Origin of the sequence: Paracoccus sp. (in: a-proteobacteria), assembly GCF_030538655.1 — a bacterium.
GTDB lineage: Bacteria > Pseudomonadota > Alphaproteobacteria > Rhodobacterales > Rhodobacteraceae > Paracoccus.
On sequence record NZ_JAUNTO010000004.1, the window covers coordinates 1 to 22,265 of the forward strand.

The following is a 22,265-nucleotide window of genomic DNA, read 5'->3' on the forward strand; positions in this document are numbered from 1 at the left end:
CTGATAGTCCAGTGCCAGCCTTTCGCGGTTCACCGCGTCAAGGATTTCCGTTTTCACATCGTGAATCGAGATCCGGCCCGCGTCAAGCAAGCCCCAGCCGATGGAGGCGGCGGCGGTCGCCACGGCGGCGAGTCGCCGCGCGCGGGTCGGGTCGGTGGTCGAAAGGGGAATCTGGACGGCGCTTCCGCGCCAGACGCGCCGCCACGCATAAAATTCGCCGCGCCGGATCACATAGTTCGCAAGTGCCACGTTTTGGCCCCAATTTGAGGGGTCAGCGGGCCGTGCGCGATGTCAACAAATGGACATGAGGTCCATACGCCGCCAAATCGCCGTTAAGCCATTGATTTTAAAGGATTTGGCTCCGGCGGTAGGGATCGAACCTACGACCAATTGATTAACAGTCAACTGCTCTACCGCTGAGCTACGCCGGAACACGGAGCGGTGTATAGCCTTGGGTTTTGGGGGCGTCCAGTGGGTTTTACGGAAAATTTTACGGAACTGTAAAAAAGGTGTCGGCGTGGATGTCGCCTTGGGGAATGGTGGCGCCCAGATCGGACAGGGCGATCAGGTGGGCCAGCACGTTGCGGGCGGCGGCGGGCAGCAGCGGGGCGGGCACGTCGTAAAGGCGCGCGGCCAGCCTGGCGGCGTTGGCGGGGCCGTCGCGCAGGGCGGCGATGATCTGTGCCGAACGCGCGCGCCGGTGGGCGGCCAGTTCGGCGATGCGTGCGGCGGGGGCCTTGATCGGATCGCCATGGGCCGGGAACAGCCGGGCAGGGGCCAGACGTTCCAGCCGGGAAAGGCTGCGCATGAAATCGGCCAGATCACCGTCGGGCGGGGAAATCAGTGTGGTGGCCCAGCCCAGCACCAGATCGCCGCAGAAAATCGAATCGCCCCACTGAAAGCACAGGTGGTTGCCGAAATGGCCGGGGGTATGATGGGCGGTCAGGCTCCATTCGCCGCCATCCACCTGTGCGCCATCGGTCAGCGTGATGTCGGGAATGAAACCGGCGTGCAGCCCTTCGCCACCGCCAAGCCGGCCAAGACCCGACAGGCGCTGCATTGCGGGCGAGCGGCCCGCCAGCGCGGGACCAAAGGCCAGCACCGGCGCGCCGGTCGCCTGGGCCAGCGCGGCGACACCGCCGGAATGATCCAGATGCGCATGGGTGACAAAGATATGGCTGATCTGCCCGCCCCCCGCTGCAACGGTATCCAGAATTGCCTGCCGGTGGCCGGGCAGGTCGGGGCCGGGGTCGATGACCGCAACCCGGTCGTGCCCCAGCAGGAATGTATTCGTCCCCGGCCCGGTCAGGGGCGAGGGATTGGGCGCCAGCACAACGCGCAGGTCTTTCGGATCGTCACTCATGCGGTTAGCCTAGCCGCGGCACAGCGGGGTTTCCATGGCAAACAACAGCGATAATGGCTGGCTCAAGCGGCTTGTGCCGCGCGGCATCTATGGCCGGGCGGCGCTGATCCTGTTTTTGCCGGTGATTGCGGTGACGCTGGTGGTGTCGGTCATGTTTCTGCAACGCCATTTCGAAGGGGTGACGCGGCAGATGACCGCCACGACCGCGCGCGAGGTGGCGCTGGTGGCCGCACGAATCGCGGCGGCGCCCGATACGGATGCGGCACAGGCGGCGGTGGCCGATATTCTTGGCCCGCTTGAACTGACCCTGACCATGCCGGTTCCGCCCGCAACGCAGGACCAGCGCGAATTTTATGATTTTTCCGGTCGTGTCGTGATCGAGGAACTTCGCGCCGAATTGCCCGATCTGCTGGCGGTCGATCTGATTGGCAATTACCGCGATGTCAGCCTGACGCTGGATGCGCCTGCGGGACCTTATGGTGTCAGCTTTGACCGGCGGCGGGTGTCGGCGTCGAACCCGCATCAGTTGCTGGTGCTGATGATGTTCACATCTCTGCTGATGACGGGGATCGCGACGATCTTTCTGCGCAACCAGTTGCGCCCGATCCGGCGGCTGGCCCGCGCGGCCGAGGAATACGGCAAGGGGCGGATCGTGCCCTATCGCCCCGCCGGCGCGTCCGAGGTGCGCAGCGCGGGCACGGCGTTTGTCGATATGCGCAACCGTCTGGAACGCAGCAGCGAACAGCGCACGATGATGCTGTCGGGAATCAGCCACGATCTGCGCACACCGCTGACCCGGCTGCGGCTGTCGGTGTCGATGCTGTCGCCTGACATGCCCCCGGATGCCGAGGACATCACCGCGATGGAAGGCGACATTGCGCAGATGTCGCAGATGGTGTCGGCCTTTCTGGATTTCGCGCGGGACGAGGCGCAGGACCGCGCGCCTGAACCCGTCACCGCCTTGCCCTTTGTGCAGGCGATCGTGGCGGATGCGCAGCGCGCCGGGCAGGCGGTGGTGCTGGCCCGCGCCGAGGGGGGCGAGACGGTGCAGATCGTCGCCCGCCCCGACACGCTGCGTCGCGCGGTGGAAAACCTGATCGGCAATGCCGTGCGCCATGGCACCCGCGCCGAGATCGAGGCGGTTCTGGGTCCACGCAGTCTGCTGATCGCGGTCGAGGATGACGGCCCCGGCATTCCCGAACATCAGCTGGACGAGGCGATCCGCCCCTTTACCCGGCTGGACCCGGCGCGCGGGCAGAATGCCGGACAGGGCGGGGCCGGTCTGGGTCTGTCCATCGCGGCGGATGTGGCGCGGGCGCATGGCGGGCGGCTGCGTCTGGCGCGCGGCAACAGGCTGGGCGGCCTGCGGGCGGAAATCATGCTGCCGCGTTGACGCTTGCCTTGCGCATGGTGATCCGTCAGCTTGCGCGCAAACACATGTGAAGCAGAGAATTGGTCATGCGTAACACACTCGGCCGCCGGGCCGTGGCCCTTGCTTTTGGTTGCGGCCTTGCAGGCTGGGTGACGGCGGCCACCGCGCAGGATGCGGTCGCGCCTGTAGGGGATGCGCCGCCGCCCTGCGCCTCGGAATGGATTGGCGGCACGGCTGACCTTTCCCGGATTTCCGGTGAAGGCGTGCTGTCGCGCACAGGGCTGTCGCTGCACGACGATCAGGCGCATCGTTTTGCGTTCCGCGTCGCTGATGAAGGGACCGATCTACGGCTGGATCTGCACGATCCTGATGGAAACGGCGATCCGGTTCTGACCCTGCTGGATGCGCAGGCGAACGAACTGGCCGAAAACGATGATTTCGGCGGCACCCTGTCGTCACGCATCGAACGGCATCTGGAGCCGGGCGATTACTGTGTGCTTGTAACCGCCATCGAGGGCGGTGCCGCATCGCAGGCAGATTTGCAGATTGCCACGCAAGACGTGCCGCCCTTGTTCGAGGACGTATCCGAAGGCGAAACCGGCACAGGTGCTGCCATGGCCGTCTGCACGCCGTCCACCCCGACGCAGGCCTTTGCGCCTGCGGCCCTGAATGCCGATGCGCTTGGGCAAGGGCCGCTGCGCGAGTCGGCACTGGTGTCGTCGGAACCGGCCTATCTGCGTTTCTCGGTCGAGGCTTCGGCACCGCTGACGCTGCGTGCAGCCAGCACCAGCGTGGACCCGGTGATGACCTTGTTCGATGCACAGGGGGCAGAGCTGGGGCACAATGACGATTCGGACGACGGGATGAATGCGCGGCTGGATTTCCCCGGCGGTCTGCCTGTCGGGGATTACTGTCTTGGCGTGGCCGCCTATGAACGTGCTGCGGGGGAGATCGTTGTATCGGCCGAACTCTATGACGAGGCGGCGGCCCTGCGTCGCGTTTATGAACGTGCTGAAATGGCACCGCCCTTGGACGGCTCGGTCGAAGTGGTGCAACTGAATTTGAATGAAACGCGGGAAATGGTGGCGCTGATCGGCACGGCGGCGCGCTGGTTCCGGTTCTCGGTTGATCGGCGCACGGCGGTGATGATCTCGGGCTTTGGCGGCGCTCCGGGCGCGGATGCGCGGTTGAAGCTGTTTGCCGCCGGTCGCCAGATGATTGCCGAAAACGATGATGCGAACGGAACGCTGGACCCGCAGATCGGCCCTGTGGTGCTGCAACCGGGGGATTATGATGTGGCCGTGCTGCTGCATGGTGCGTCGTCGGGTCTGATGTCGATGCGCCCTGTCCGTCTGACATTCGAGAGGTTCTACCCCGAGGAATGACATCTCTGCTTTGTTATCGGTTGTTTAACCCCGGAACGATATGGGAACGTGCAGATGTATTGAACGCGGTTGCGCGCATCCCTAGATATGGGCGCAGGCAGAGGTTGCGGACCGCCGGACAGGGGTCGCAGCTTCGGGCATGAAAGGATCGAATATATGAACGATTTTTCCACTCAGACCTATCCGGTGCTGCCGCTGCGCGACATCGTGGTCTTTCCGCATATGATTGTGCCACTGTTCGTCGGTCGTGAAAAATCTGTGCGCGCGCTTGAGGCGGTGATGGACGCCGACCGTCCGATCCTGCTGGCCGCACAAAAAGATGCCTCTATTGATGAACCGACCGAAGACGGGATTTACCGCACCGGCGTTCTGGCCAATGTGCTGCAATTGCTCAAGCTGCCCGATGGCACCGTCAAGGTGCTGGTCGAGGGGCGTGACCGCGTGCAGATCACCGGTTTTATCGAAAACGAAAACCACTTCGAGGCGGCGGCAGTCATGCTGCCCGAAACCGAGGGTGATGAGGAAATCACCTCGGCGCTGCTGCGCGCCGTCCCCGAGGAGTTCGAGCGTTACATCAAGGTGCGCAAGAACATCCCCGAAGAAGTCGTCACCGCCATTTCCGATGCCCGCGACCCGGCGCGTCTGGCCGATCTGGTCAGCGGTCATCTGGGCGTAGACATTGAAAAGAAACAGGATCTGCTGGAAACGCTGGATGTCGCCGCGCGTCTGGAAAAGGTCTATGGCCACATGCAGGGCGAAATGAGCGTCCTTCAGGTCGAGAAAAAGATCAAATCCCGCGTCAAGAACCAGATGGAGAAGACGCAGCGCGAATACTATCTGAATGAGCAGATGAAGGCCATTCAGAAGGAATTGGGCGACGGCGACGATGGCCAGAACGAGATTGCCGAGCTTGAGGCAAAGATCGAGGCCACCAAGTTCAGCAAAGAGGCCCGCGACAAGGCCATGAGCGAGCTGAAAAAGCTGAAATCCATGTCGCCGATGTCTGCTGAATCGACGGTCAGTCGCAACTATCTGGACTGGCTGCTGTCCCTTCCGTGGGGCGTGAAATCGCGCACCCGCAAGGACTTGGGCAAGGCCGAACAGGTGCTGGATGCTGACCACTACGGCTTGGAAAAGGTCAAGGAACGGATCGTCGAATATCTGGCGGTGCAGAACCGTTCCGCGAAACTGAAAGGCCCGATCCTGTGCCTCGTCGGTCCGCCCGGCGTGGGGAAGACGTCGCTTGGCCGCTCGGTCGCCAAGGCGACGGGGCGTGAATTCATCCGCATCAGCCTTGGCGGCGTGCGCGATGAATCGGAAATCCGTGGCCACCGCCGCACCTATATCGGCAGTATGCCCGGCAAGATCATTCAGGCGCTGAAAAAGGCGAAAACCACCAACCCGCTGATCCTGCTGGATGAAATCGACAAGATGGGGCAGGATTTCCGCGGCGACCCGGCGTCGGCCATGCTTGAGGTGCTGGACCCCGAACAGAACGCGACGTTCGTGGACCACTATCTTGAAGTGGAATACGATCTGTCGAATGTCATGTTCGTGACCACGGCCAACAGCTATAACATGCCCGGCCCGCTGCTGGATCGGATGGAAATCATTCCGCTGTCCGGCTATACCGAAGATGAAAAGCGCGAGATCGCGCGCCGTCACCTGCTGCCCAAGCAGATCGCGGCGAACGGGCTGCGCAAGGGTGAATTCAGCGTCACCGACGAGGCGCTGAACCACGTCATCCGGTATTACACCCGCGAAGCCGGGGTCCGCTCGCTGGAACGCGAGATCGCCAAGCTGGCCCGCAAGGCCGTGACCGAAATCCTGAAAGGGACCGCGAAATCGGTCGAGGTCACGCCCGAAAAGGCCGAGGAATATCTGGGCGTCCGCCGCCACCGCTATGGTCTGGCGGAAAAGGACGATCAGGTTGGCGTGGTGACGGGGCTGGCCTGGACTCAGGTCGGCGGCGATCTGTTGCAGATCGAGGCGTTGCGCCTGCCGGGCAAGGGCCGGATGAAAACGACCGGGAAACTGGGCGAGGTGATGAAGGAATCCATCGACGCTGCGTCGTCCTTTGTCCGCTCGATCAGCCCCGAACTGGGCATCCGTCCGCCGGAATTCGACAAGCGTGACATCCATGTTCACGTGCCCGAAGGCGCGACGCCCAAGGACGGCCCGTCTGCCGGTATCGCCATGGTCACAAGCGTGGTGTCGGTGATGACTGGAATTCCGGTTCGGAAAGACGTGGCCATGACCGGCGAAGTCACCCTGCGCGGCAACGTGCTGGCCATCGGCGGGCTGAAAGAAAAGCTGCTGGCGGCGCTGCGTGGCGGCATCAAGACGGTGCTGATCCCGGCCGATAACGAAAAGGATCTGGCCGAGATTCCAGCGAACGTCAAAGAGGGGTTGAAGATCATCCCCGTGTCCAACGTCCGCGAGGTGCTGAAACAGGCGCTGGTGCGGATGCCTGAACCCGTCGTCTGGGATGAGGCGGCGGAAGAAGCGGCCGAGGCAGCGCGCCACGCCGCCACCCGTTCGGGTGAGGGCAGCAGCGGCACCTTGGCGCATTGATCTGAACTAAAAGTCAATCCAAGTCAAAAGGCCGGACAGCGAGTCCGGCCTTTTTCATTTTCAGTTCAGAATCTGAACTGTTTTCCTTGACTTCTGGTCTGCTGCGTGTCCAGAATAGACTAATAGTTCATTTTGGGGATTGTTTGGGGGCGATCATGTCTGACCTTAACAGAGCCGTCGCAAGTCGGGGTGGTCCGCGCAGGAATCTTGGGGCTATGGCCCATGCCAAAAGCCGGGGCGAACCCGTGCCTGCCCGTATCGTCCAAAAGAAAGAGTTTCTGGATCGTGTGGTCGCCGCGTCCGGGGCTGGCCGGTCCACCGCGCGTCCGATCATCGACGCCGTTCTGGAACAGTTGGGCGAGGCGATTGCCGCAGGCGAAACCCTGGCGATCCCACCGTTCGGCAAGGCCCGCGTCAGCCATCAGCGCGACGTTCGCGGCAGCGACATCATCACCATGCGGCTGCGGCGCAAATCTCTTGATGGCGCAGACCGCCTTGGCGACGCCGACGACTGAAAGACCGGCGACTTTCGTCTTGCATCGGGTCGCGGCTGTCGCTAGAAGCCCCTCCACCGGGTGATTAGCTCAGCGGTAGAGCGCTTCGTTCACATCGAAGATGTCAGCGGTTCAAATCCGTTATCACCCACCATTATTCCCAAAGGTCGCCCGTGTGGCGGCCTTTGTTGTTTTCACCGCGTATGTGCCGCAGAAAAATGCAGGCAGGGGGAATAAGGTCCACTGCCGGGCGTTATCCGGGCATCGGCGCGACCGATGGGAAAAATTTTAGGCAAGGACCAAGAAATGGCGAGAATCACTGGCTCTGACAGAGACAACCTGATCCGTGGCACCAATGCCAATGATCTGATCCGCGGTCTGGATGGTGACGACACGATCTATGGGCTGGACGGCAACGACACCATTTATGGCGGCGACGATGATGACGTGATCTATGGCGGTAATGGCCATGATCTGATCTTCGGCGGTGACGACGACGACCTGATCTATGGCGGCGCCGGCAATGACACCATTTACGGCGGCGATGATGACGACGTGATCTATGGCGGCAACGGCAACGATCGCATTTTCGGCGACAAGGGCGAAGATCGTCTGTTCGGCGGCAACGGCAATGACTTTATCTCGGATTCCAGCGGTGACGATTACATCGACGGCGGTGCTGGCAACGACACCATCCGTGCGGGCGAGGGCAACGACACCGTGTTCGGCGGTGCGGGCAACGACCTGATCCGTGCCGGCGAAGGCAATGATCGCGTGACCGCAGGTTCCGGGAGCGACACCGTTCACGGCGGCGAAGGCAACGACATCCTGCGTGGCAACGAAGGTGCCGACCGGCTGTTCGGTGGCGAGGGTAACGACGTGCTGGACGGCGGGCGTGGTAATGACACCATGACCGGCGGCGAGGGCGCGGACCGCTTTGTCTTTAACCACGGGCGCGACGTCATCACCGATTTCGAACGTGGCGACGATACCATCGATCTGAGCAGCTTTAACGCCATGAACAGCTGGTCGGCGGTCAAGAGTGCCGCCAGCCAGGTGGGTAGCCATGTGCATATCGACATCGGCGATCACAAGCTGATTATTCAGAACTTCCGCGTCTCGCAGATGGACAGCGACGACTTTATCTGGTGATCGCGGCCACTTGCCAACACGCAGCAGGGCGCCAAAACTGGCGCCCTGTTTGCTGTTCAGGATCGCCCTATGCTGCCCGACCTTTATCTGATGCGCCATGGCCAGACCGAGTGGAACGCCTTGGGGCGGATGCAGGGGCGGCTCGATTCGCCGCTGACCGTGCAGGGCAGGGCGCAGGCCACCCGTCTGGCGCGGCTGGTAGAGGGCGTGCAGGGGCGATATATCTCCAGCCCGCAGGGGCGCGCGCTGGAAACCGCGCGGATCGTGTTCGGTGCCGGTTTTGCCACCGACGACCGCTTGGTCGAGATCGACATCGGTGATTTCAGCGGCCATCTGAACAGCGATTTGCGCGCGGCACATCCGGCGATTTTCGCCCCGCCCCGCCTTGGCTGGTATGACCGTGCACCGGGGGGCGAGGGCTATGCCGGGCTGGCTACCCGCTGTCGCGCCTTTCTGGCCGATCTGAACGGCCCCGCCATCATCGTCACCCACGGTATCACCCTGCGGATGCTGCGCCTGCTGGCCATGGGCCGCGACATGTCCACATTCGAGGATATGCCGGTGGAACAAGGTGCCGTGCATGTCATCCGCAGCGGCGCGCATGAAATATGGCGATAAGGGGGATGGTGCTGTGAGAGAGGATTGAACTCTCGACCTCTCCCTTACCAAGGGAGTGCTCTACCACTGAGCTACCACAGCATCGTGGAGGGGCGTTTAGACAATGGCGGCGCGGGGTGCAAGGGGGTATCGGGCATTTTCATCATTCCGCCATGCTGGACTGTTGCGGGGCGCGGCGCTAACAGGGGCAGATGAAGCAAAATCGACGCAGCGATCATGACAGCGACAGCCGCGAGGCGCGCCTTGCGGCGGCGCTGCGGGCGAATCTGGCGCGGCGCAAGGCGCAGGCCCGCGCGCGGGCGGCGGACGAGGCAGACCCCGAAAACGGGCAGGCAGATCAGGCAGACAAGGACGGGCAGAACTGATGGATCAGATCATCGTGCAGGGCAATGGCCCGCTCAGCGGCGAAATTCCGATTGCGGGGGCCAAGAACGCCTGCCTTACGCTGATGCCCGCCACGCTGCTGACAGACCAGCCATTGACGCTGACCAATACCCCACGCCTGTCCGACATCCGCACCATGACCGCGCTGCTGCAAAGCCTTGGGGCCGAGGTCGCCAGCCTGCAAGACGGTCAGGTGCTGGCGCTGTCCAGCCACGATCTGACCAGCCAACACGCCGATTACGACATCGTGCGCAAGATGCGGGCCTCGATTCTGGTGCTGGGGCCGCTGCTGGCGCGCTATGGCCATGCCGAGGTGTCGCTGCCCGGCGGCTGTGCGATCGGCGCGCGGCCTGTGGACCTGCACCTGAAGGCGTTCGAGGCGATGGGGGCCGAGCTGGACCTGCGCGACGGATATGTTCACGCCAAAGCCCCGATGGGGGGCTTGCGCGGGGCGGTGATCGATTTCCCGTTGGTGTCGGTGGGGGCGACCGAAAACGCGCTGATGGCGGCGGTGCTGGCCAAGGGCACGACCGTGCTGAACAATGCCGCGCGCGAACCGGAAATCGTTGATCTGGCGGTCTGTCTGCGTGCCATGGGTGCCCAGATCGAGGGCGAGGGCACCGGCACCATCACCATTCAGGGCGTTGATTCTCTGCATGGCACGACCCATCCCGTCGTCACCGACCGGATCGAACTGGGCACTTATATGCTGGCTCCGGCAATCTGCGGCGGCGAGGTGGAATGCCTTGGCGGGCGCATCGACCTGCTGGCGGCTTTCTGCGAAAAGCTGGACGAGGCGGGCATCAATGTCGAACAGACCGCGCGGGGCCTCAAGGTCAGCCGCAAGAATGGCCGGGTGCGGGCGGTGAACGTGAAAACGGAACCCTTTCCCGGTTTCCCGACCGACCTTCAGGCGCAGATGATGGCCCTGATGTGCACGGCGAATGGTGTGTCGGAACTTGAGGAAACGATCTTCGAAAACCGTTTTATGCACGCGCCGGAACTGACCCGCATGGGTGCCCGGATCGAGGTTCACGGGGGTCATGCCCGCGTGACTGGCGTAGAGAAACTGCGCGGTGCGCCGGTGATGGCGACCGATCTGCGCGCCTCGGTCAGTCTGATACTGGCGGGGATGGCGGCCGAAGGCGAAACGGTGGTCAGCCGCGTCTATCATCTTGATCGCGGCTATGAACGGGTGGTGCGCAAGCTGTCCGGCGTCGGCGCCAAGATCACCCGTCTGCGCGAGGTCGGCCATGACGAATGATGCCAGTTTTGCCGATGGCGCGCCGCAGGCGCTGGCGCTGCGGGCCGAGGATGCGGATGATCTGGCGATCATTTCCGCACTGACGCAGGACGCGATCCTGCCGGTGTCGGAAATCATCGTCGATGCCCGCGCACGCCAGCTTGCGCTGTTGCTGAACCGTTTCCGCTGGGAGGATGCCGAGGCCGCCGCGCGTGAGGAGCGCCCCTATGAGCGCGTCCGTTCCGTTCTGCTGATCCATGATGCGCTGCGGGTGCAGTCGGATGGCATCACCCGCGACAGCGACACCGTGCTGGAATTGCTGACGATCAGCTGGCAACCCGGCGAGGACGGTACCGGGCGCATGGTGCTGGATTTTGCGGGCGACGGCGCGCTGGCCGTTGATTGTGAATGCGTGAACGTCGAATTGCGCGATGTCACCCGCCCCTATGCCGCGCCGTCCGGGCTGCGGCCTGCACACCCGGACTGACGCGTTTCCGCCTTAACCGCGCGTTTCAGACCGCAATGTCTTGACCTGATCTGCGGTCAGATAGCCGGTCTGGCGCAGCCCGTGGTCGCCTTGCCAGCGGCGGATCGCGTTGCGGGTGTTGGTGCCGAACACGCCATCGGTGCCGCGCGTGTTATAGCCCAGCAAGGTCAGCCGCAGTTGCAGTTCCCGCCGCTCTGCCGCGCCCAGCGACAGCAGCCGTTCCTGCACCTGCGCGTCGCTTTGCTGGTTGCCTGAAGGGGTGCGGTTGGTGGGTGCGCCGGCCTGCTGGTTGATCTGGCGCACTTGTGCCGCAGTGACATATCCGGTTGCGCTGTGGTTATGCGCCCGCTGCCAGCTTTGAATCGCGCTGCGGGTGCGGTTGCCCCACAGCCCGTCGGCACCCTGCGTGTTATAGCCAAGCTGCGTCAATTGCCGCTGCACCCGCACCCGGTCGGATCGGGTCAGGTTCAGCTCTGCCTCGGTCCGGGCGGCTCTGCCGGCCTGCGTGGCGGGGGTGGAAATGACCGGCGCGGTAAAGGATGGCTGGCGCGAATTACCGTTGTTGGTCAGCCGGTTCAGCGCCTGCCGCGCGTTGCTGGCATGGGCGCCGTTGGGAAAGCGGTTCAGATAGTTGCGATAGGCGTTGGCGGTGTTCGCCTGACGCGCCTCGTCCCAGGCGTTGCGTTCCAGTTCCTGCGCCAGCAGCCCCTGGGCCACGCCCGAGATGATCTGGCCCAGATCCTGCGCCTGTGCGGCAGGTGCGGCGGTTAATCCGGCAAGCATCAGGGCAGAAAAGATAGTGTTACGCATGGCATCCTCTTGTGCTGTGCGGTTTCCTGACGGCCTAACGCGCGAAGCGGGGCAGTAATTCCCGTGCTCCGCATAACGTGATCGGCTTGAGCGGAACGATGCCAGCGGCTAAGAAACCCTGACTTGCGCAAGGACAGCCCATGCCCACGATCCTGACCACCGTTGATGCCGATTTCGAACCGCGTTTTCGCGGCGTTCTGACCATGAAGCGCGAGGATGCCGCCGATGTCGGGCAGGCCGTGGCCGCCATCATCGACGATGTGCGCGCGCGCGGCGATGCGGCGCTGTGCGAGCTGACCGCGCGCTTTGACCGGCTGGCCCTGACGCCCGCCCGGTTGCGCCTGTCGGCTGACGAGATCGCGACCGAAACCGCCAAGGTCGGCCCCGAGGATCGTGTCGCGCTGGAGCTGGCGGCGGATCGCATCCGTGACTATCACACCCGGCAGATGCCGCAGGATGAAAGCTGGACCGACGCCACTGGCGCGACCCTGGGCTGGCGCTGGACGGCGGTTGATGCGGCGGGGCTGTATGTTCCGGGGGGGACGGCCAGCTATCCGTCGTCGGTGCTGATGAACGCGATCCCGGCGAGGGTGGCGGGGGTGCGGCGGCTGGCGATTGCCGTGCCCACACCGGGTGGCGCGATCAACCCGCTGGTGCTGCTGGCTGCCGAACTGGCCGGGGTGGACGAAATCTATCGCATCGGCGGCGCGCAGGCGATTGCCGCGCTGGCCTATGGCACCGAAACCATTGCCCCGGTGGACAAGATCACCGGGCCGGGCAACGCCTATGTTGCCGCCGCGAAACGGCAGGTGTTCGGCAAGGTCGGTATCGACATGATCGCCGGTCCGTCCGAGGTGCTGATTATCGCCGATGGCGCACAGAACCCCGACTGGCTGGCGCTGGACCTGCTGGCGCAGGCCGAACATGATACGGCGGCACAGTCGATTCTGGTTACGCCCGATGCCGCGCTGGCCCATGCGGTGGCGGGGGCGGTGGACCGGCTGATCCCGACCCTGCCGCGCGCCGAGATTGCCGGGGCAAGCTGGCGCGACTATGGCACGATCATCATCACCCGCGATCTGGCCGAGGCCGCCGCCTTGTCTGATCGCATCGCGCCCGAGCACCTGGAAATCTGCACCGACGACCCCGAGACGGTGGCCGCCATGGTTCGCCACGCGGGCGCGATCTTTCTGGGCGGCTTTACGCCTGAAGCGGCGGGCGATTACGTCAGCGGGCCGAACCACGTTCTGCCGACCGCGCGTTCCGCCCGCTTTTCCTCGGGCCTGTCGGTGATGGATTTTCTGAAACGCACCACGGTGGCACGCCTGTCGCCGGGCGCTTTGGGCGCCATTGGTCCCGCGGCGGTGCGGCTGGCCTTGTCCGAGGGGCTGCACGCTCATGCGCAATCGGTGCAATCGCGTCTGGACGTGCTGAACCAGAACAGCCAATCTGACGGCTGACCACGACGAAGGGGACGCTGTGCATGACCCGGCTCTGCCATATTGAAATCGACGATTCCGCCCTGCCACCCGCCACCCCCGAGATGGAGCAGGAGCGCCGCGTCGCCATCTTTGATCTGATCGAGGACAACAGCTTTACCTTGCCGGGGCGCGAGGGGGCCGAGGTGCCGCCCGGTCCCTATGTCCTTGATCTGGCGATCCGCGAAGGGCGGCTGGTCTTTGGCCTGACGACCGGGGAACAGGCGCAGGTGGCCGAATTTCATCTGTCGATGGGACCGTTCCGGCAGGTGGTCAAAGATTACTTTCAGATCTGCAACAGCTATTTCGACGCGGTAAAACGCCTGCCGCCCGCCCAGATCGAGGCGATCGACATGGCCCGGCGCGGCATCCACAACGAAGGTGCGCGCACCCTGCAAGAACGGCTGGAGGGCAAGGCGGAACTGGACATCGACACCGCCCGCCGCCTGTTCACCCTGATCTGCGCGCTGATCCCGCAGGGGTAAGATGACGGGCAGCGGCATTCCCCATTCGGTGCTGTTTTGCTGCGATCACAACGCCATCCGCTCGCCCATGGCCGAGGGGATGATGAAGAAATATTACGGCCGCCGCGCTTATGTGCAGTCGGCGGGCGTGCATAACGATCTGGAAATCGACGGGTTCGCCATCGCCGTCAGCGATGAAATCGGCGTTGAACTGTCGAACCACCGCAGCCGGTCGTTCGAGGAAATGCAGGATTGGGGCGATGATCTGGGGGGGTTTGATCTGGTCATCGCCCTGTCCCCCGCCAGCCAGCGTCAGGCGTTGGAGCTGACGCGGCTGTATCACCTCGATGTGGAATATTGGCCGATCATGGACCCCAGCGGCATGGGCGAAACCCGCGAGGCCAAGCTGGACATGTATCGCCAGACCCGTGACCAGATCCGCAAACGGATGATCGACCGCTTTGGCCCCCCGACCGAGGGCTGATTCTACCAATCAGCGCAGCGGTTGCAGGACCATCGCCGTCGTCAGCCCAGCCAACAACAGCGCAAAGGCCGCCGCCATCAATGTCTGGCCCAGTGCGGGCGAATACCACTGATTGCGGAGCTGCATCACCGGCCGGTCAATTGCCATCCACGCGACCGCACCTATCATTAGCGACAGCGCATAGCCGACTGCGGGGCGGAGGGACGGATCAAATCCGCCCATTTTCCAGACCATATTCGCACCGAACAGACCGACCCAGTGCCACAGATACACCGGGAACGAGATCGCGCCAAAGAACTTGCCAACAGGCCCGCGCCGCCCCGGTCGAGCGCACAAAAGCACCACGGCGACCGAAAACAAGGGTGCCAGCAGAGCGTAGAACGATGGATTGGCACTGAACCCCGCAAATGTCGCAATCATCAGCACACCAAGTCCGAGCCAGGCCCAACGGCGCAGGTGCCAGTCGCCGAATTGATGCGCAAGTGCCGCTGCTAACACGCCCATTGCGATCGACCCATACCACCCTTGCTGCCAGACCATCAGCGCGGCGATCATCGCCCACAGCAGCACGCTGCGCCCGGCGGGCAGCATCAGGATCAGGAACGGCGCGGCAAGGTAAAACTGCTCTTCGACCGCGATGCTCCAGAAATGGGCGCCGGTGCCCTGCATCGGCATGGCGGCGATTACATCGGGTGTCTTGGGGATAAACAGGTTGTGGGTGAAGGTCAGGTCGTAGAGCAAAAATTCGAGGTATCGGGGTGCATAGCCGCCCTTGAGGATGGCCACGGCGTAAAGCGTCAGGACACAGACAAGAAACGGAATCCAGATCCGCGTCGCCCGGTTAAAGTAAAAGCGTGGTATATCCCCGACATCAGCGCGCATCAGAATACCGCCGATCAGCCATCCGCTGAGGGCAAAAAATACCTGCACGGCCAGATTGCCATAATCCCCCACCACCCCGGCGCCTGCGTGACCGATCACCACGACAGACGCCAGCACCAACCTCAGCCAGTCGAACAGCGGCCAGTCGATGACGCCCTCATGGCGGGCAGCAGTGGTCTGTGCAGAATGGCGGTAGCCGCCAACAGGTGCTGCCAATTGATCTGTGAATGACATGAACGCGTTCCCAAACTGCCCATGGGCCTGTGAGGGAACTACAGAGTTTGCGTAAACAAAGGGTTAACTACAGCCAACGATCTTTGGCTGGTCACATGCGCCTTGTTATGATTTCAGTCCAGTGGGCTGCTGCTGGCTGAACTCAATACCGGCAGACCCGAGTTATTCCGCCGCATGGGCGGTTTCGCTGCCCTCTTGCATCTGAAAACCGCGCTCGATCTGATCGGACGGGGCCACGGGATAGTCACCGGAAAAGCAGGCGTCGCAATATTGCGGGCAGTTGCTGTTGCGGCCCCCAGCCTCGCCCGCGGCGCGATACAGCCCGTCCAGCGACACGAAAGCCAGCGAGTCGACGCCGATCCAGTCGCGCATTTCAGCGGGCGTCATCTGCGCGGCAAGTAGCTTGCCCCGGTCGGGCGTATCGACCCCGTAAAAGCACGGCCAGGCGGTGGGCGGGCTGGCGATGCGAAAATGCACCTCGGCGGCGCCGGCATCAAGGATCATGTCCTTGATCTTGCGGCTGGTGGTGCCGCGCACCACGCTGTCATCGACCAGAACCACCCGCTTGCCCTGAATCAACGCGCGGTTGACGTTCAGTTTCAGCCGAACGCCCATGTTGCGGATCTGATCGGTCGGTTCGATAAAGGTGCGGCCCATGTATTGGTTGCGGATGATCCCCATACCAAAGGGGATGCCGCTTTCTTGCGCATAACCGATGGCGGCGGGGGTGCCGCTGTCGGGGACGGCGCAGACCAGATCCGCCTCGACCGGGGCTTCGCGGGCCAGTTCGACGCCGATCTGACGGCGGGTTTCATAGACCGACCGCCCGCCGATGATCGAATCGGGGCGGCTGAAATAGACATGCTCAAAGATGCAGAACCTGCTGCCCGACGGCGCAAAGGGGCGCGAGCTTTCGACCTTGCCGGGCGAGATGACCACCATTTCGCCCGGTTCGATCTCGCGCACGAATTCGGCACCGATAATGTCCAGCGCACAGGTTTCCGACGCAAGTGCATAGCCGTCTTCGCCCACGCGGCCCAGAGCCAACGGGCGAACCCCCAGCGGATCGCGCACGCCGATCAGCTTGGTGCGGGTCATGGCGATCACGCTGAATGCCCCCTCGACCCGGCGCAGCGCATCTTTCAGCCGCTCGGACAGGTTGCGCTGAATCGACCGGGCCATCAGATGAATGATGCATTCTGAATCGCTGCCCGACTGGAAAATGCTGCCGCGCTCGATCAGTTCGCGACGCAGGGCTGTGGCATTGGTGATATTGCCGTTATGGGCAATGGCGCAGCCCCCCATGGCGAATTCACCAAAGAACGGCTGCACGTCGCGGATCGCGGTATTCGCCTTGGTCCCGGCGGTGGAATAGCGCACATGCCCGATAGCCAGCGGGCCGGGCAGGGTCGAGATCACCTCGGCCTTGGTGAAATTGTCACGCACATAGCCAAAGCGGTGGGCACCGTTGAAGCCCTGTTCGGGGTCATGGGCATAGATGCCCCCGGCCTCTTGCCCGCGATGCTGAAGGGCGTGCAGCCCAAGGGCCACAAAGCTGGCGGCGTCGGCCACGCCGATCACGCCAAACACGCCGCATTCTTCGTGCAGGCGGTCCGAATCGAAAGGATCGGCCAGAAAGGGTTTCATCCGGTGCGTCCTGTTTGCTGGGTTTGGGCTGTCAGCCGCTATGTAGGACCGCAGGCCGGGAAAGTCACGCCCCCGCGCGTGGCGCGAGGGCGAAATTGTGACGAAACTGTTAAATCAGTTGGCAGGTGCCGTTGTGGCAGGCGCTGTGGGCGCATCCGCCGCAGGTCCGCACGACCGCACCAGTTGTTCATAGCGCGACACGATCCAGCCCGGCGCATCGGCGGGGATCTGGTCGTCCATCTGGCTGGAAAGCCGCACAAATACCTGGGCCGAGCGGGAGTTTTCCACCATCGGCACCGCCTGGCTGGTCATCACCCGATCATAGACGATAAAGGCGATCGCCACCAGCAGGACACCGCGTGCAACCCCGAACAAAAAGCCCATACCCTGATCGACCCCGCCCAGTGCCGACCGCTGCACCACCGATGAAAACAGCGGGGTGATGATGGAAAACACCACCAGCGCCAGCGCAAAGACCACCGCGAATCCGGCAATCGTGGCCAGTTCACAGCTGTCGCCCAGGAAACGGTCCAGCACCGGCACCTGCGCGATCAGCGGCTTGACTGCCGCCGCGAACATGAAGGCCAGAATGGCCGCCGCGATCCAGCCCAGAATCGACAGCGATTCGCGCACGAAGCCCCGGCTCCAGGCCAGGATGGCTGACAGGATGATGACCGCGGCCACCACTGCGTCAATGATCGTAAATCCGTCCATCGTCCTCTCACGCGCCGGTTTTTATGTTTTATCAGCGGGTCTTAGCCGGCGCCAAAGACTTCGCCCACGAATCCGGTCAGGTCAGCCATACGGGAAAGCCGCATGGTCCCGTCACCCTCAAGCCGCTGGCTTTCAGGTAAAATCGCCTGTGAAAAACCAAGTTTTCGGGCTTCTTTCAACCTGTTTTCCGCCTGTGCGACGGGACGCAGTGCCCCCGACAGGCTGATTTCGCCGAAAAGCACGGCTTCAGGAGGCAGCGGCGTGTCTTCACGAGCGGATAAAAGCGCACCGGCGATGGCCAGATCGGCGGCGGGTTCGGCGACGCGCATCCCGCCCGCGACGTTCAGAAACACGTCCAGCCCGGCAAAGGGGATGCCGCAGCGCGATTCCAGCACCGCAAGGATGGTGGACACGCGCCCCGAATCCAGCCCGACGACCGTGCGGCGAGGGCTGGCAAGGGTCGAGGGGGCGACCAGCGCCTGCACTTCGGTCAGCACGGGGCGGGTGCCCTCGATCCCGGCGAAGACCGCCGAACCGGCGACCGGCTGGCCGCGTTCCGACAAAAACAGCGCCGAGGGGTTGGCGACCTCGGCCAGACCACCGCCGGTCATCTCGAACACGCCAATTTCGCCCGCAGGGCCAAAGCGGTTCTTGACGCTGCGCAGGATGCGGAACTGGTGGCCACGCTCGCCCTCGAAATACAGGACGGTATCGACCATATGTTCGACAACACGCGGCCCGGCGATCTGCCCATCCTTGGTGACATGGCCGACAAGGATCACCGCAACTCCGCTGCGCTTGGCGAATGTTACCAGTTCGTGCGCGGCGGCACGGACCTGCGCCACCGAACCCGGCGCAGCCTGCACCTGATCCGACCACAGCGTCTGCACGGAATCGATCACCGCCAGATCAGGCTTTTCCGCATCAAGCGTCGTCAGGATGTCGCGCAGATTGGTTTCGGCCCCCAGCCGCACCGGCGCATCGGTCAGGCCCAGCCGGGCGGCGCGCATTCGGATCTGCGACCCGGCCTCTTCGCCTGACAGATAGATCGCCTGCGCGCCCCGCCGCGCAAGGGCCGCCGCCGCTTGTAACAGCAGCGTCGATTTGCCGATACCCGGATCACCGCCGACCAGAATCGCGCTGCCTGGCACCAGACCGCCGCCCAGCACGCGGTCGAATTCCTCGACCCCGGATGCGGTGCGGGCGGGGGGCGGTTCGTCGGTTGCCAACCCGGCCAGCGGCACCATGCGCCCGCGTGCGGCACCCAGACCTCGCCCCGGCCCCTGTGCCAGCGGCGCTTCCTCAATGATGCTGTTCCATGCGCCACAGGCATCGCAGCGCCCGGCCCATTTCCTGTGGGCGGCGCCACATTCGGTGCAGGTGAAAGAGGTGACAGGTTTGGCCATACCACCCCGCATAAGGGCAATTGCCGCCCGCCGCCAGTCATCACGCCATTGTCGGCTTGATCTTTCGGCCCCCCGCGTCCAGTTTGCCCGCGCTTTTGACCCGAGGTGCCGATGGCCAGCCCCGCCCCCTTTTCCCGCTATGAATTCCTGATTGCATGGCGATACCTGCGCGCCCGCCGGTCCGAAGGCGGCGTCAGCGTAATGACATGGATCAGCCTGATCGGCATCGCGCTTGGCGTGATGGCGCTGATCGCCACGCTGGCGGTGCGGTCGGGCTTTCGCGCGGAATTTGTGGATACGATCCTTGGCGCGAATGCGCATACGTCGATCTATATGGCCTCGACCAGTTTCACAAACGAACTGACCGGCGAGGTTTACACCCAGTCCGGGCGGATCACCGATTACGACGATATGGCGGCCCGCATTGCCGCGCTGCCCGGCGTTACCCGCGCGGTGCCGGTGGTCAAGGGGCAGGTGATGGCCTCGTTCGGGGATCGCTCGAACGTGGCCGAGGTGTTCGGCGTCACGTCCGAGGCGCTGGCCGCGATGCCGCGTATTGCCGATCCGTCCACCTCGCTGGGCCGTCTGGATCAGTTCGACAGCGGCATCGCTATCGGCAACGGCATCGCCCGCGAACTGGGCGTCAGCATCGGCGATAAGGTCAAGCTGATTTCCCCCGACGGCGCCCGCACGGCATTCGGCACCACCCCGCGGATCGAGGTTTATGACGTCGCCTATATCTTTACCGCCGGGCGCTATGACATCGACCGCACCCGCATCTATATGCCGCTGCCCGAGGCGCAATCCTATTTCAACCGCGAGGGCGCGGCGGATGAGATCGAGGTTTTCGTGAACGACCCCGAGCGGATTGACAGCTGGACGCCGGACCTGCTGCACGCCGCCGGGCAGGGGGCTTTGGCCTGGTCGTGGAAGGATTCGTCATCCTCGTTCCTGTCGGCGCTGGATATGGAGGATGACGTGATGTTCGTCATCCTGTCGGTGCTGGTGCTGATCGCGGCGATGAACATCACATCCGGCCTTGTGATGCTGGTCAAGAACAAGGGCCGCGACATCGGCATTCTGCGCACGATGGGCCTGACCGAAGGCGCGGTGATGCGGGTGTTCTTTCTGTGCGGCGCGTTCACCGGCGTGCTGGGCACCATCGCCGGGGTGATCCTGGGTGTGTTGCTGGCGCTGAATGTCGATAACATCATGTCGGCGCTGAACGCGCTGACCAGCGGCGGCGCATGGCAGCCCGAGGTGCGCGGCATCTATCGCCTGCCCGCCGAATTACGGCTGTGGGATGTTGGCCGCGCCGTCGCGCTGTCGCTGTTTCTGTCCTTCGTCGTCACCATCTTTCCCGCCCGCCGTGCGGCGCGGATGAACCCGGTCGAGGCGCTGCGCTATGAGTGAAGTTCTGTCCCTGCGCGATGTGTCGAAAACCTATGGCGTGGGTGGCCCCTCGCCGGTCGAGGTGCTGCGCGGCATCAACCTGACCGTCGCGCGCGGCGAGGTGGTGGCACTGGTCGCGCCATCCGGTTCGGGCAAATCGACGCTGCTGCATATCGCCGGGCTGTTGGATACGCCGACGGGCGGGCAGGTGATCCTGAACGGGCGCGACATGACCGGCCTGCCCGACAAGGCCCGCACCGAGGCGCGGCGGCAGGATTTGGGCTTTGTCTATCAGTTTCACCACCTGCTGCCCGAATTTTCGGCGGCGGAGAACGTGATCCTGCCGCAACTGGCCAATGGCACGTCCCAAGCGGCGGCGGCGGCACGTGCGGCGGATCTGTTGGCCCGTGTCGGCCTGTCGCATCGCGCCGACCACCGCCCGGCGGAACTGTCAGGGGGCGAACAGCAGCGGGTGGCCTTTTGCCGCGCGCTGGCCAATGCGCCATCCTTGCTGCTGGCGGATGAGCCGACGGGCAACCTTGACCCCGACACTTCGGACAAGGTGTTCGGTGTGCTGATGGATCTGGTGCGCGATACCGGCCTGTCGGCGCTGATCGCGACGCATAACCACGATCTGGCCGCCAAGATGGATCGGGTCATCGGTCTGGGTTGAGGCGGGAAATTCGCCTGTCCGGCGTGAAACGGTTGCCCGCGCGCGCCACCTGCGGCACAGTCGTGGCAACCGATAAAACCGGAGAACCCGATGAAACAGGCGATTGTGGCAGGAACGGCAGCTTTGGCGATGGCAGCGGTGATTGCGGCCTGTGCCCCCGATCAACAGATGACCACCGCGCGCAGCGATTATATGAACCTGTGCGCCGGATGCCATGGCACCACCGGCAAGGGTAACGGCCCGGCTGCCGCGGGGCAGAACCCGCGCCCCGCCGACATCACCACCATCGCGGCGCGTCACGACGGCGAATTCCCGCGCCTTCAGGTGATGAGCCATATCTATGGCTATACCATGGGCCGTTCCGAAAGCCCGATGCCGCAGTTCGGCGATCTGCTGGAGGGCCGGACCGTCATGTATGACGCCGGTGACGGGCGCGAGACGCCAACCCCGCAGCGGCTGGTCGCGCTGATGGAATATGTCGAGCGGATGCAGGAATAATCGTGCTGCGTCACGGCCTGTTAAGCTTGGGTATGGTCTTGACCGCCGCCCCGGTCGTGGCCGACCCGTTCGAGAATTTCGGCACCGCGATGAAATATGCCCTGCCAGCCGCTGCGGCGCTGTGCGCGCTGCGCGATGACCGGGCCGAAGATTTTGCGGTGCGCGGCGCGCTTCAGGTCGGCTTGGTTCTGGGGCTGAAACATCTGTTTCAAAACAGCGACATCGGTCGGCGTCCGTCAGGTGGGGGCGACGGGTTTCCGTCGGGTCATACGGCCTCGGCCATGTTCGGGGCAGCCGATCTGGCGGGCAAATGCTTTGACGATGATCCGCTGGCCGGGGCAGCGGCCTATGGTGCGGCGGGGATGACAGGTCTCAGCCGTCTTCACGCGGGCGAACATACGCCCGCGCAGGTCATGTCCGGCGCGCTGATCGGGCTAAGCTTTGGCGCGGCCAGTCTGGGCATCGGCACGGACGAGGTGTCGATCAGCTTTGGGATGCGGTTTTAAGGGCG

Annotated in this window: 23 protein-coding genes and 3 tRNA genes; 17 read left to right on the top strand and 9 right to left on the bottom strand. The window is 63.8% G+C overall.

What is annotated here, in order from left to right; genetic code table 11:
* The 3 genes from Q4G22_RS03800 to Q4G22_RS03810 all read right to left on the bottom strand — a co-directional run.
* Positions 1-249 (bottom strand): hypothetical protein (locus Q4G22_RS03800; protein ID WP_303384572.1); only part of this gene is annotated, 249 nt, incomplete at its 3' end.
* Positions 250-356: 107 nt separating this feature from the next.
* Positions 357-431 (bottom strand) — tRNA-Asn (locus Q4G22_RS03805).
* Between the two features lie 59 nt (positions 432-490).
* Positions 491-1,363 (bottom strand): MBL fold metallo-hydrolase, encoded by an 873-nt coding sequence (locus tag Q4G22_RS03810; RefSeq protein WP_303384573.1) that lies wholly within the window; start codon positions 1,361-1,363, stop codon positions 491-493.
* Positions 1,364-1,397: 34 nt separating this feature from the next.
* Here Q4G22_RS03810 and Q4G22_RS03815 point away from each other — a divergent pair, with 34 nt between their 5' ends.
* The 7 genes from Q4G22_RS03815 to Q4G22_RS03845 all read left to right on the top strand — a co-directional run bounded on the left by Q4G22_RS03815 (position 1,398) and on the right by Q4G22_RS03845 (position 8,958).
* Positions 1,398-2,756 (top strand): ATP-binding protein, encoded by a 1,359-nt coding sequence (locus Q4G22_RS03815; protein WP_303384574.1) that lies wholly within the window; start codon positions 1,398-1,400, stop codon positions 2,754-2,756.
* Between the two features lie 65 nt (positions 2,757-2,821).
* A complete protein-coding gene (locus tag Q4G22_RS03820) occupies positions 2,822-4,120 on the top strand; it encodes a hypothetical protein (protein ID WP_303384575.1) in 1,299 nt (432 codons plus the stop codon).
* A gap of 156 nt (positions 4,121-4,276) precedes the next feature.
* Positions 4,277-6,694 carry an endopeptidase La gene (lon, locus tag Q4G22_RS03825; protein WP_303384576.1) on the top strand — a complete coding sequence of 806 codons (2,418 nt, stop codon included), beginning with the start codon at positions 4,277-4,279 and terminating at the stop codon, positions 6,692-6,694.
* A gap of 215 nt (positions 6,695-6,909) precedes the next feature.
* On the top strand, positions 6,910-7,209 hold the full coding sequence (locus tag Q4G22_RS03830; RefSeq protein WP_303384577.1) for an HU family DNA-binding protein: 300 nt from the start codon (positions 6,910-6,912) through the stop codon (positions 7,207-7,209).
* 58 nt (positions 7,210-7,267) lie between these two features.
* Positions 7,268-7,342, top strand: a tRNA-Val gene (locus Q4G22_RS03835).
* Between the two features lie 152 nt (positions 7,343-7,494).
* A complete protein-coding gene (locus tag Q4G22_RS03840; protein WP_303384578.1) occupies positions 7,495-8,340 on the top strand; it encodes a calcium-binding protein in 846 nt (281 codons plus the stop codon).
* Between the two features lie 69 nt (positions 8,341-8,409).
* Positions 8,410-8,958: a histidine phosphatase family protein gene (locus Q4G22_RS03845; RefSeq protein ID WP_303384579.1), complete on the top strand. Its 549-nt coding sequence runs from the start codon at positions 8,410-8,412 to the stop codon at positions 8,956-8,958.
* Between the two features lie 6 nt (positions 8,959-8,964).
* Here Q4G22_RS03845 and Q4G22_RS03850 read toward each other — a convergent pair.
* Positions 8,965-9,039 (bottom strand) — tRNA-Thr (locus tag Q4G22_RS03850).
* 110 nt (positions 9,040-9,149) lie between these two features.
* Between Q4G22_RS03850 and Q4G22_RS03855 the strand changes: the two genes are divergently transcribed.
* From Q4G22_RS03855 to Q4G22_RS03865, 3 genes are read left to right on the top strand one after another with little or no spacing between them, the layout of a single operon-like run.
* Complete coding sequence (locus tag Q4G22_RS03855) at positions 9,150-9,323, top strand: hypothetical protein (protein ID WP_303384580.1); 174 nt, start codon at positions 9,150-9,152, stop codon at positions 9,321-9,323.
* Positions 9,323-10,606, top strand: a complete 1,284-nt coding sequence (murA, locus tag Q4G22_RS03860) for a UDP-N-acetylglucosamine 1-carboxyvinyltransferase (RefSeq protein ID WP_303384581.1) — start codon at positions 9,323-9,325, stop codon at positions 10,604-10,606. The genes Q4G22_RS03855 and murA overlap by 1 nt, the downstream gene beginning before the upstream one ends.
* Positions 10,596-11,072 carry a DUF2948 family protein gene (locus tag Q4G22_RS03865; RefSeq protein WP_303384582.1) on the top strand — a complete coding sequence of 159 codons (477 nt, stop codon included), beginning with the start codon at positions 10,596-10,598 and terminating at the stop codon, positions 11,070-11,072. The genes murA and Q4G22_RS03865 overlap by 11 nt, the downstream gene beginning before the upstream one ends.
* 12 nt (positions 11,073-11,084) lie before the next feature.
* On the opposite strand, the gene Q4G22_RS03870 is transcribed toward Q4G22_RS03865, so the two are convergent.
* The gene (locus tag Q4G22_RS03870; RefSeq protein WP_303384583.1) at positions 11,085-11,882 is read right to left on the bottom strand and encodes a peptidoglycan-binding protein; all 798 of its coding nucleotides are present in this window, start codon (positions 11,880-11,882) and stop codon (positions 11,085-11,087) included.
* Positions 11,883-12,022: 140 nt separating this feature from the next.
* Here Q4G22_RS03870 and hisD point away from each other — a divergent pair, with 140 nt between their 5' ends.
* Genes hisD through Q4G22_RS03885 form a run of 3 tightly spaced genes read left to right on the top strand, consistent with a single transcriptional unit; the run spans position 12,023 to position 14,308 of the window.
* Entirely contained in the window at positions 12,023-13,342 is a 1,320-nt protein-coding gene (gene hisD / locus Q4G22_RS03875) for a histidinol dehydrogenase (protein ID WP_303384584.1), read from the top strand.
* A gap of 23 nt (positions 13,343-13,365) precedes the next feature.
* Entirely contained in the window at positions 13,366-13,845 is a 480-nt protein-coding gene (locus tag Q4G22_RS03880) for a UPF0262 family protein (RefSeq protein ID WP_303384585.1), read from the top strand.
* Between the two features lies 1 nt (position 13,846).
* Entirely contained in the window at positions 13,847-14,308 is a 462-nt protein-coding gene (locus tag Q4G22_RS03885) for a low molecular weight phosphatase family protein (protein WP_303384586.1), read from the top strand.
* 9 nt (positions 14,309-14,317) lie between these two features.
* Here Q4G22_RS03885 and Q4G22_RS03890 read toward each other — a convergent pair whose 3' ends face one another.
* From Q4G22_RS03890 to radA, 4 genes are all read right to left on the bottom strand, one after another.
* Positions 14,318-15,424: an acyltransferase gene (locus Q4G22_RS03890; protein ID WP_303384587.1), complete on the bottom strand. Its 1,107-nt coding sequence runs from the start codon at positions 15,422-15,424 to the stop codon at positions 14,318-14,320.
* A 162-nt stretch (positions 15,425-15,586) separates the two neighbouring features.
* A complete protein-coding gene (purF, locus tag Q4G22_RS03895) occupies positions 15,587-17,071 on the bottom strand; it encodes an amidophosphoribosyltransferase (RefSeq protein ID WP_303384588.1) in 1,485 nt (494 codons plus the stop codon).
* Between the two features lie 114 nt (positions 17,072-17,185).
* Positions 17,186-17,785, bottom strand: coding sequence for a CvpA family protein (locus tag Q4G22_RS03900; protein WP_303384589.1), 600 nt, complete (start codon positions 17,783-17,785; stop codon positions 17,186-17,188).
* Between the two features lie 41 nt (positions 17,786-17,826).
* A complete protein-coding gene (radA, locus tag Q4G22_RS03905; protein ID WP_303384590.1) occupies positions 17,827-19,191 on the bottom strand; it encodes a DNA repair protein RadA in 1,365 nt (454 codons plus the stop codon).
* 111 nt (positions 19,192-19,302) lie between these two features.
* Here radA and Q4G22_RS03910 point away from each other — a divergent pair, with 111 nt between their 5' ends.
* The 4 genes from Q4G22_RS03910 (at position 19,303) to Q4G22_RS03925 (ending at position 22,260) form a co-directional block, all read left to right on the top strand.
* Positions 19,303-20,604 (top strand): lipoprotein-releasing ABC transporter permease subunit, encoded by a 1,302-nt coding sequence (locus tag Q4G22_RS03910; protein WP_303384591.1) that lies wholly within the window; start codon positions 19,303-19,305, stop codon positions 20,602-20,604.
* Positions 20,597-21,256, top strand: coding sequence for an ABC transporter ATP-binding protein (locus Q4G22_RS03915; RefSeq protein WP_303384592.1), 660 nt, complete (start codon positions 20,597-20,599; stop codon positions 21,254-21,256). The genes Q4G22_RS03910 and Q4G22_RS03915 overlap by 8 nt, the downstream gene beginning before the upstream one ends.
* A gap of 90 nt (positions 21,257-21,346) precedes the next feature.
* Positions 21,347-21,754, top strand: coding sequence for a c-type cytochrome (locus Q4G22_RS03920; RefSeq protein WP_303384593.1), 408 nt, complete (start codon positions 21,347-21,349; stop codon positions 21,752-21,754).
* Positions 21,755-21,756: 2 nt separating this feature from the next.
* Positions 21,757-22,260: a phosphatase PAP2 family protein gene (locus tag Q4G22_RS03925; RefSeq protein ID WP_303384594.1), complete on the top strand. Its 504-nt coding sequence runs from the start codon at positions 21,757-21,759 to the stop codon at positions 22,258-22,260.
* Positions 22,261-22,265 lie beyond the last annotated feature (5 nt).

Coding starts and splice junctions, on each gene's coding strand:
- Q4G22_RS03830 (WP_303384577.1), top strand. CDS start 6,910: ATGGCCCATGCCAAAAGCCGGGGCGAACCCGTGCCTGCCCGTATCGTC.
- Q4G22_RS03815 (WP_303384574.1), top strand. CDS start 1,398: ATGGCAAACAACAGCGATAATGGCTGGCTCAAGCGGCTTGTGCCGCGC.
- Q4G22_RS03820 (WP_303384575.1), top strand. CDS start 2,822: ATGCGTAACACACTCGGCCGCCGGGCCGTGGCCCTTGCTTTTGGTTGC.
- Q4G22_RS03915 (WP_303384592.1), top strand. CDS start 20,597: ATGAGTGAAGTTCTGTCCCTGCGCGATGTGTCGAAAACCTATGGCGTG.
- Q4G22_RS03810 (WP_303384573.1), bottom strand. CDS start 1,363: ATGAGTGACGATCCGAAAGACCTGCGCGTTGTGCTGGCGCCCAATCCC.
- purF (WP_303384588.1), bottom strand. CDS start 17,071: ATGAAACCCTTTCTGGCCGATCCTTTCGATTCGGACCGCCTGCACGAA.
- Q4G22_RS03880 (WP_303384585.1), top strand. CDS start 13,366: ATGACCCGGCTCTGCCATATTGAAATCGACGATTCCGCCCTGCCACCC.
- Q4G22_RS03900 (WP_303384589.1), bottom strand. CDS start 17,785: ATGGACGGATTTACGATCATTGACGCAGTGGTGGCCGCGGTCATCATC.
- lon (WP_303384576.1), top strand. CDS start 4,277: ATGAACGATTTTTCCACTCAGACCTATCCGGTGCTGCCGCTGCGCGAC.
- Q4G22_RS03840 (WP_303384578.1), top strand. CDS start 7,495: ATGGCGAGAATCACTGGCTCTGACAGAGACAACCTGATCCGTGGCACC.
- radA (WP_303384590.1), bottom strand. CDS start 19,191: ATGGCCAAACCTGTCACCTCTTTCACCTGCACCGAATGTGGCGCCGCC.
- Q4G22_RS03890 (WP_303384587.1), bottom strand. CDS start 15,424: ATGTCATTCACAGATCAATTGGCAGCACCTGTTGGCGGCTACCGCCAT.
- Q4G22_RS03920 (WP_303384593.1), top strand. CDS start 21,347: ATGAAACAGGCGATTGTGGCAGGAACGGCAGCTTTGGCGATGGCAGCG.
- Q4G22_RS03910 (WP_303384591.1), top strand. CDS start 19,303: ATGGCCAGCCCCGCCCCCTTTTCCCGCTATGAATTCCTGATTGCATGG.
- murA (WP_303384581.1), top strand. CDS start 9,323: ATGGATCAGATCATCGTGCAGGGCAATGGCCCGCTCAGCGGCGAAATT.
- Q4G22_RS03870 (WP_303384583.1), bottom strand. CDS start 11,882: ATGCGTAACACTATCTTTTCTGCCCTGATGCTTGCCGGATTAACCGCC.
- Q4G22_RS03845 (WP_303384579.1), top strand. CDS start 8,410: ATGCTGCCCGACCTTTATCTGATGCGCCATGGCCAGACCGAGTGGAAC.
- Q4G22_RS03855 (WP_303384580.1), top strand. CDS start 9,150: ATGAAGCAAAATCGACGCAGCGATCATGACAGCGACAGCCGCGAGGCG.
- Q4G22_RS03885 (WP_303384586.1), top strand. CDS start 13,847: ATGACGGGCAGCGGCATTCCCCATTCGGTGCTGTTTTGCTGCGATCAC.
- Q4G22_RS03865 (WP_303384582.1), top strand. CDS start 10,596: ATGACGAATGATGCCAGTTTTGCCGATGGCGCGCCGCAGGCGCTGGCG.
- hisD (WP_303384584.1), top strand. CDS start 12,023: ATGCCCACGATCCTGACCACCGTTGATGCCGATTTCGAACCGCGTTTT.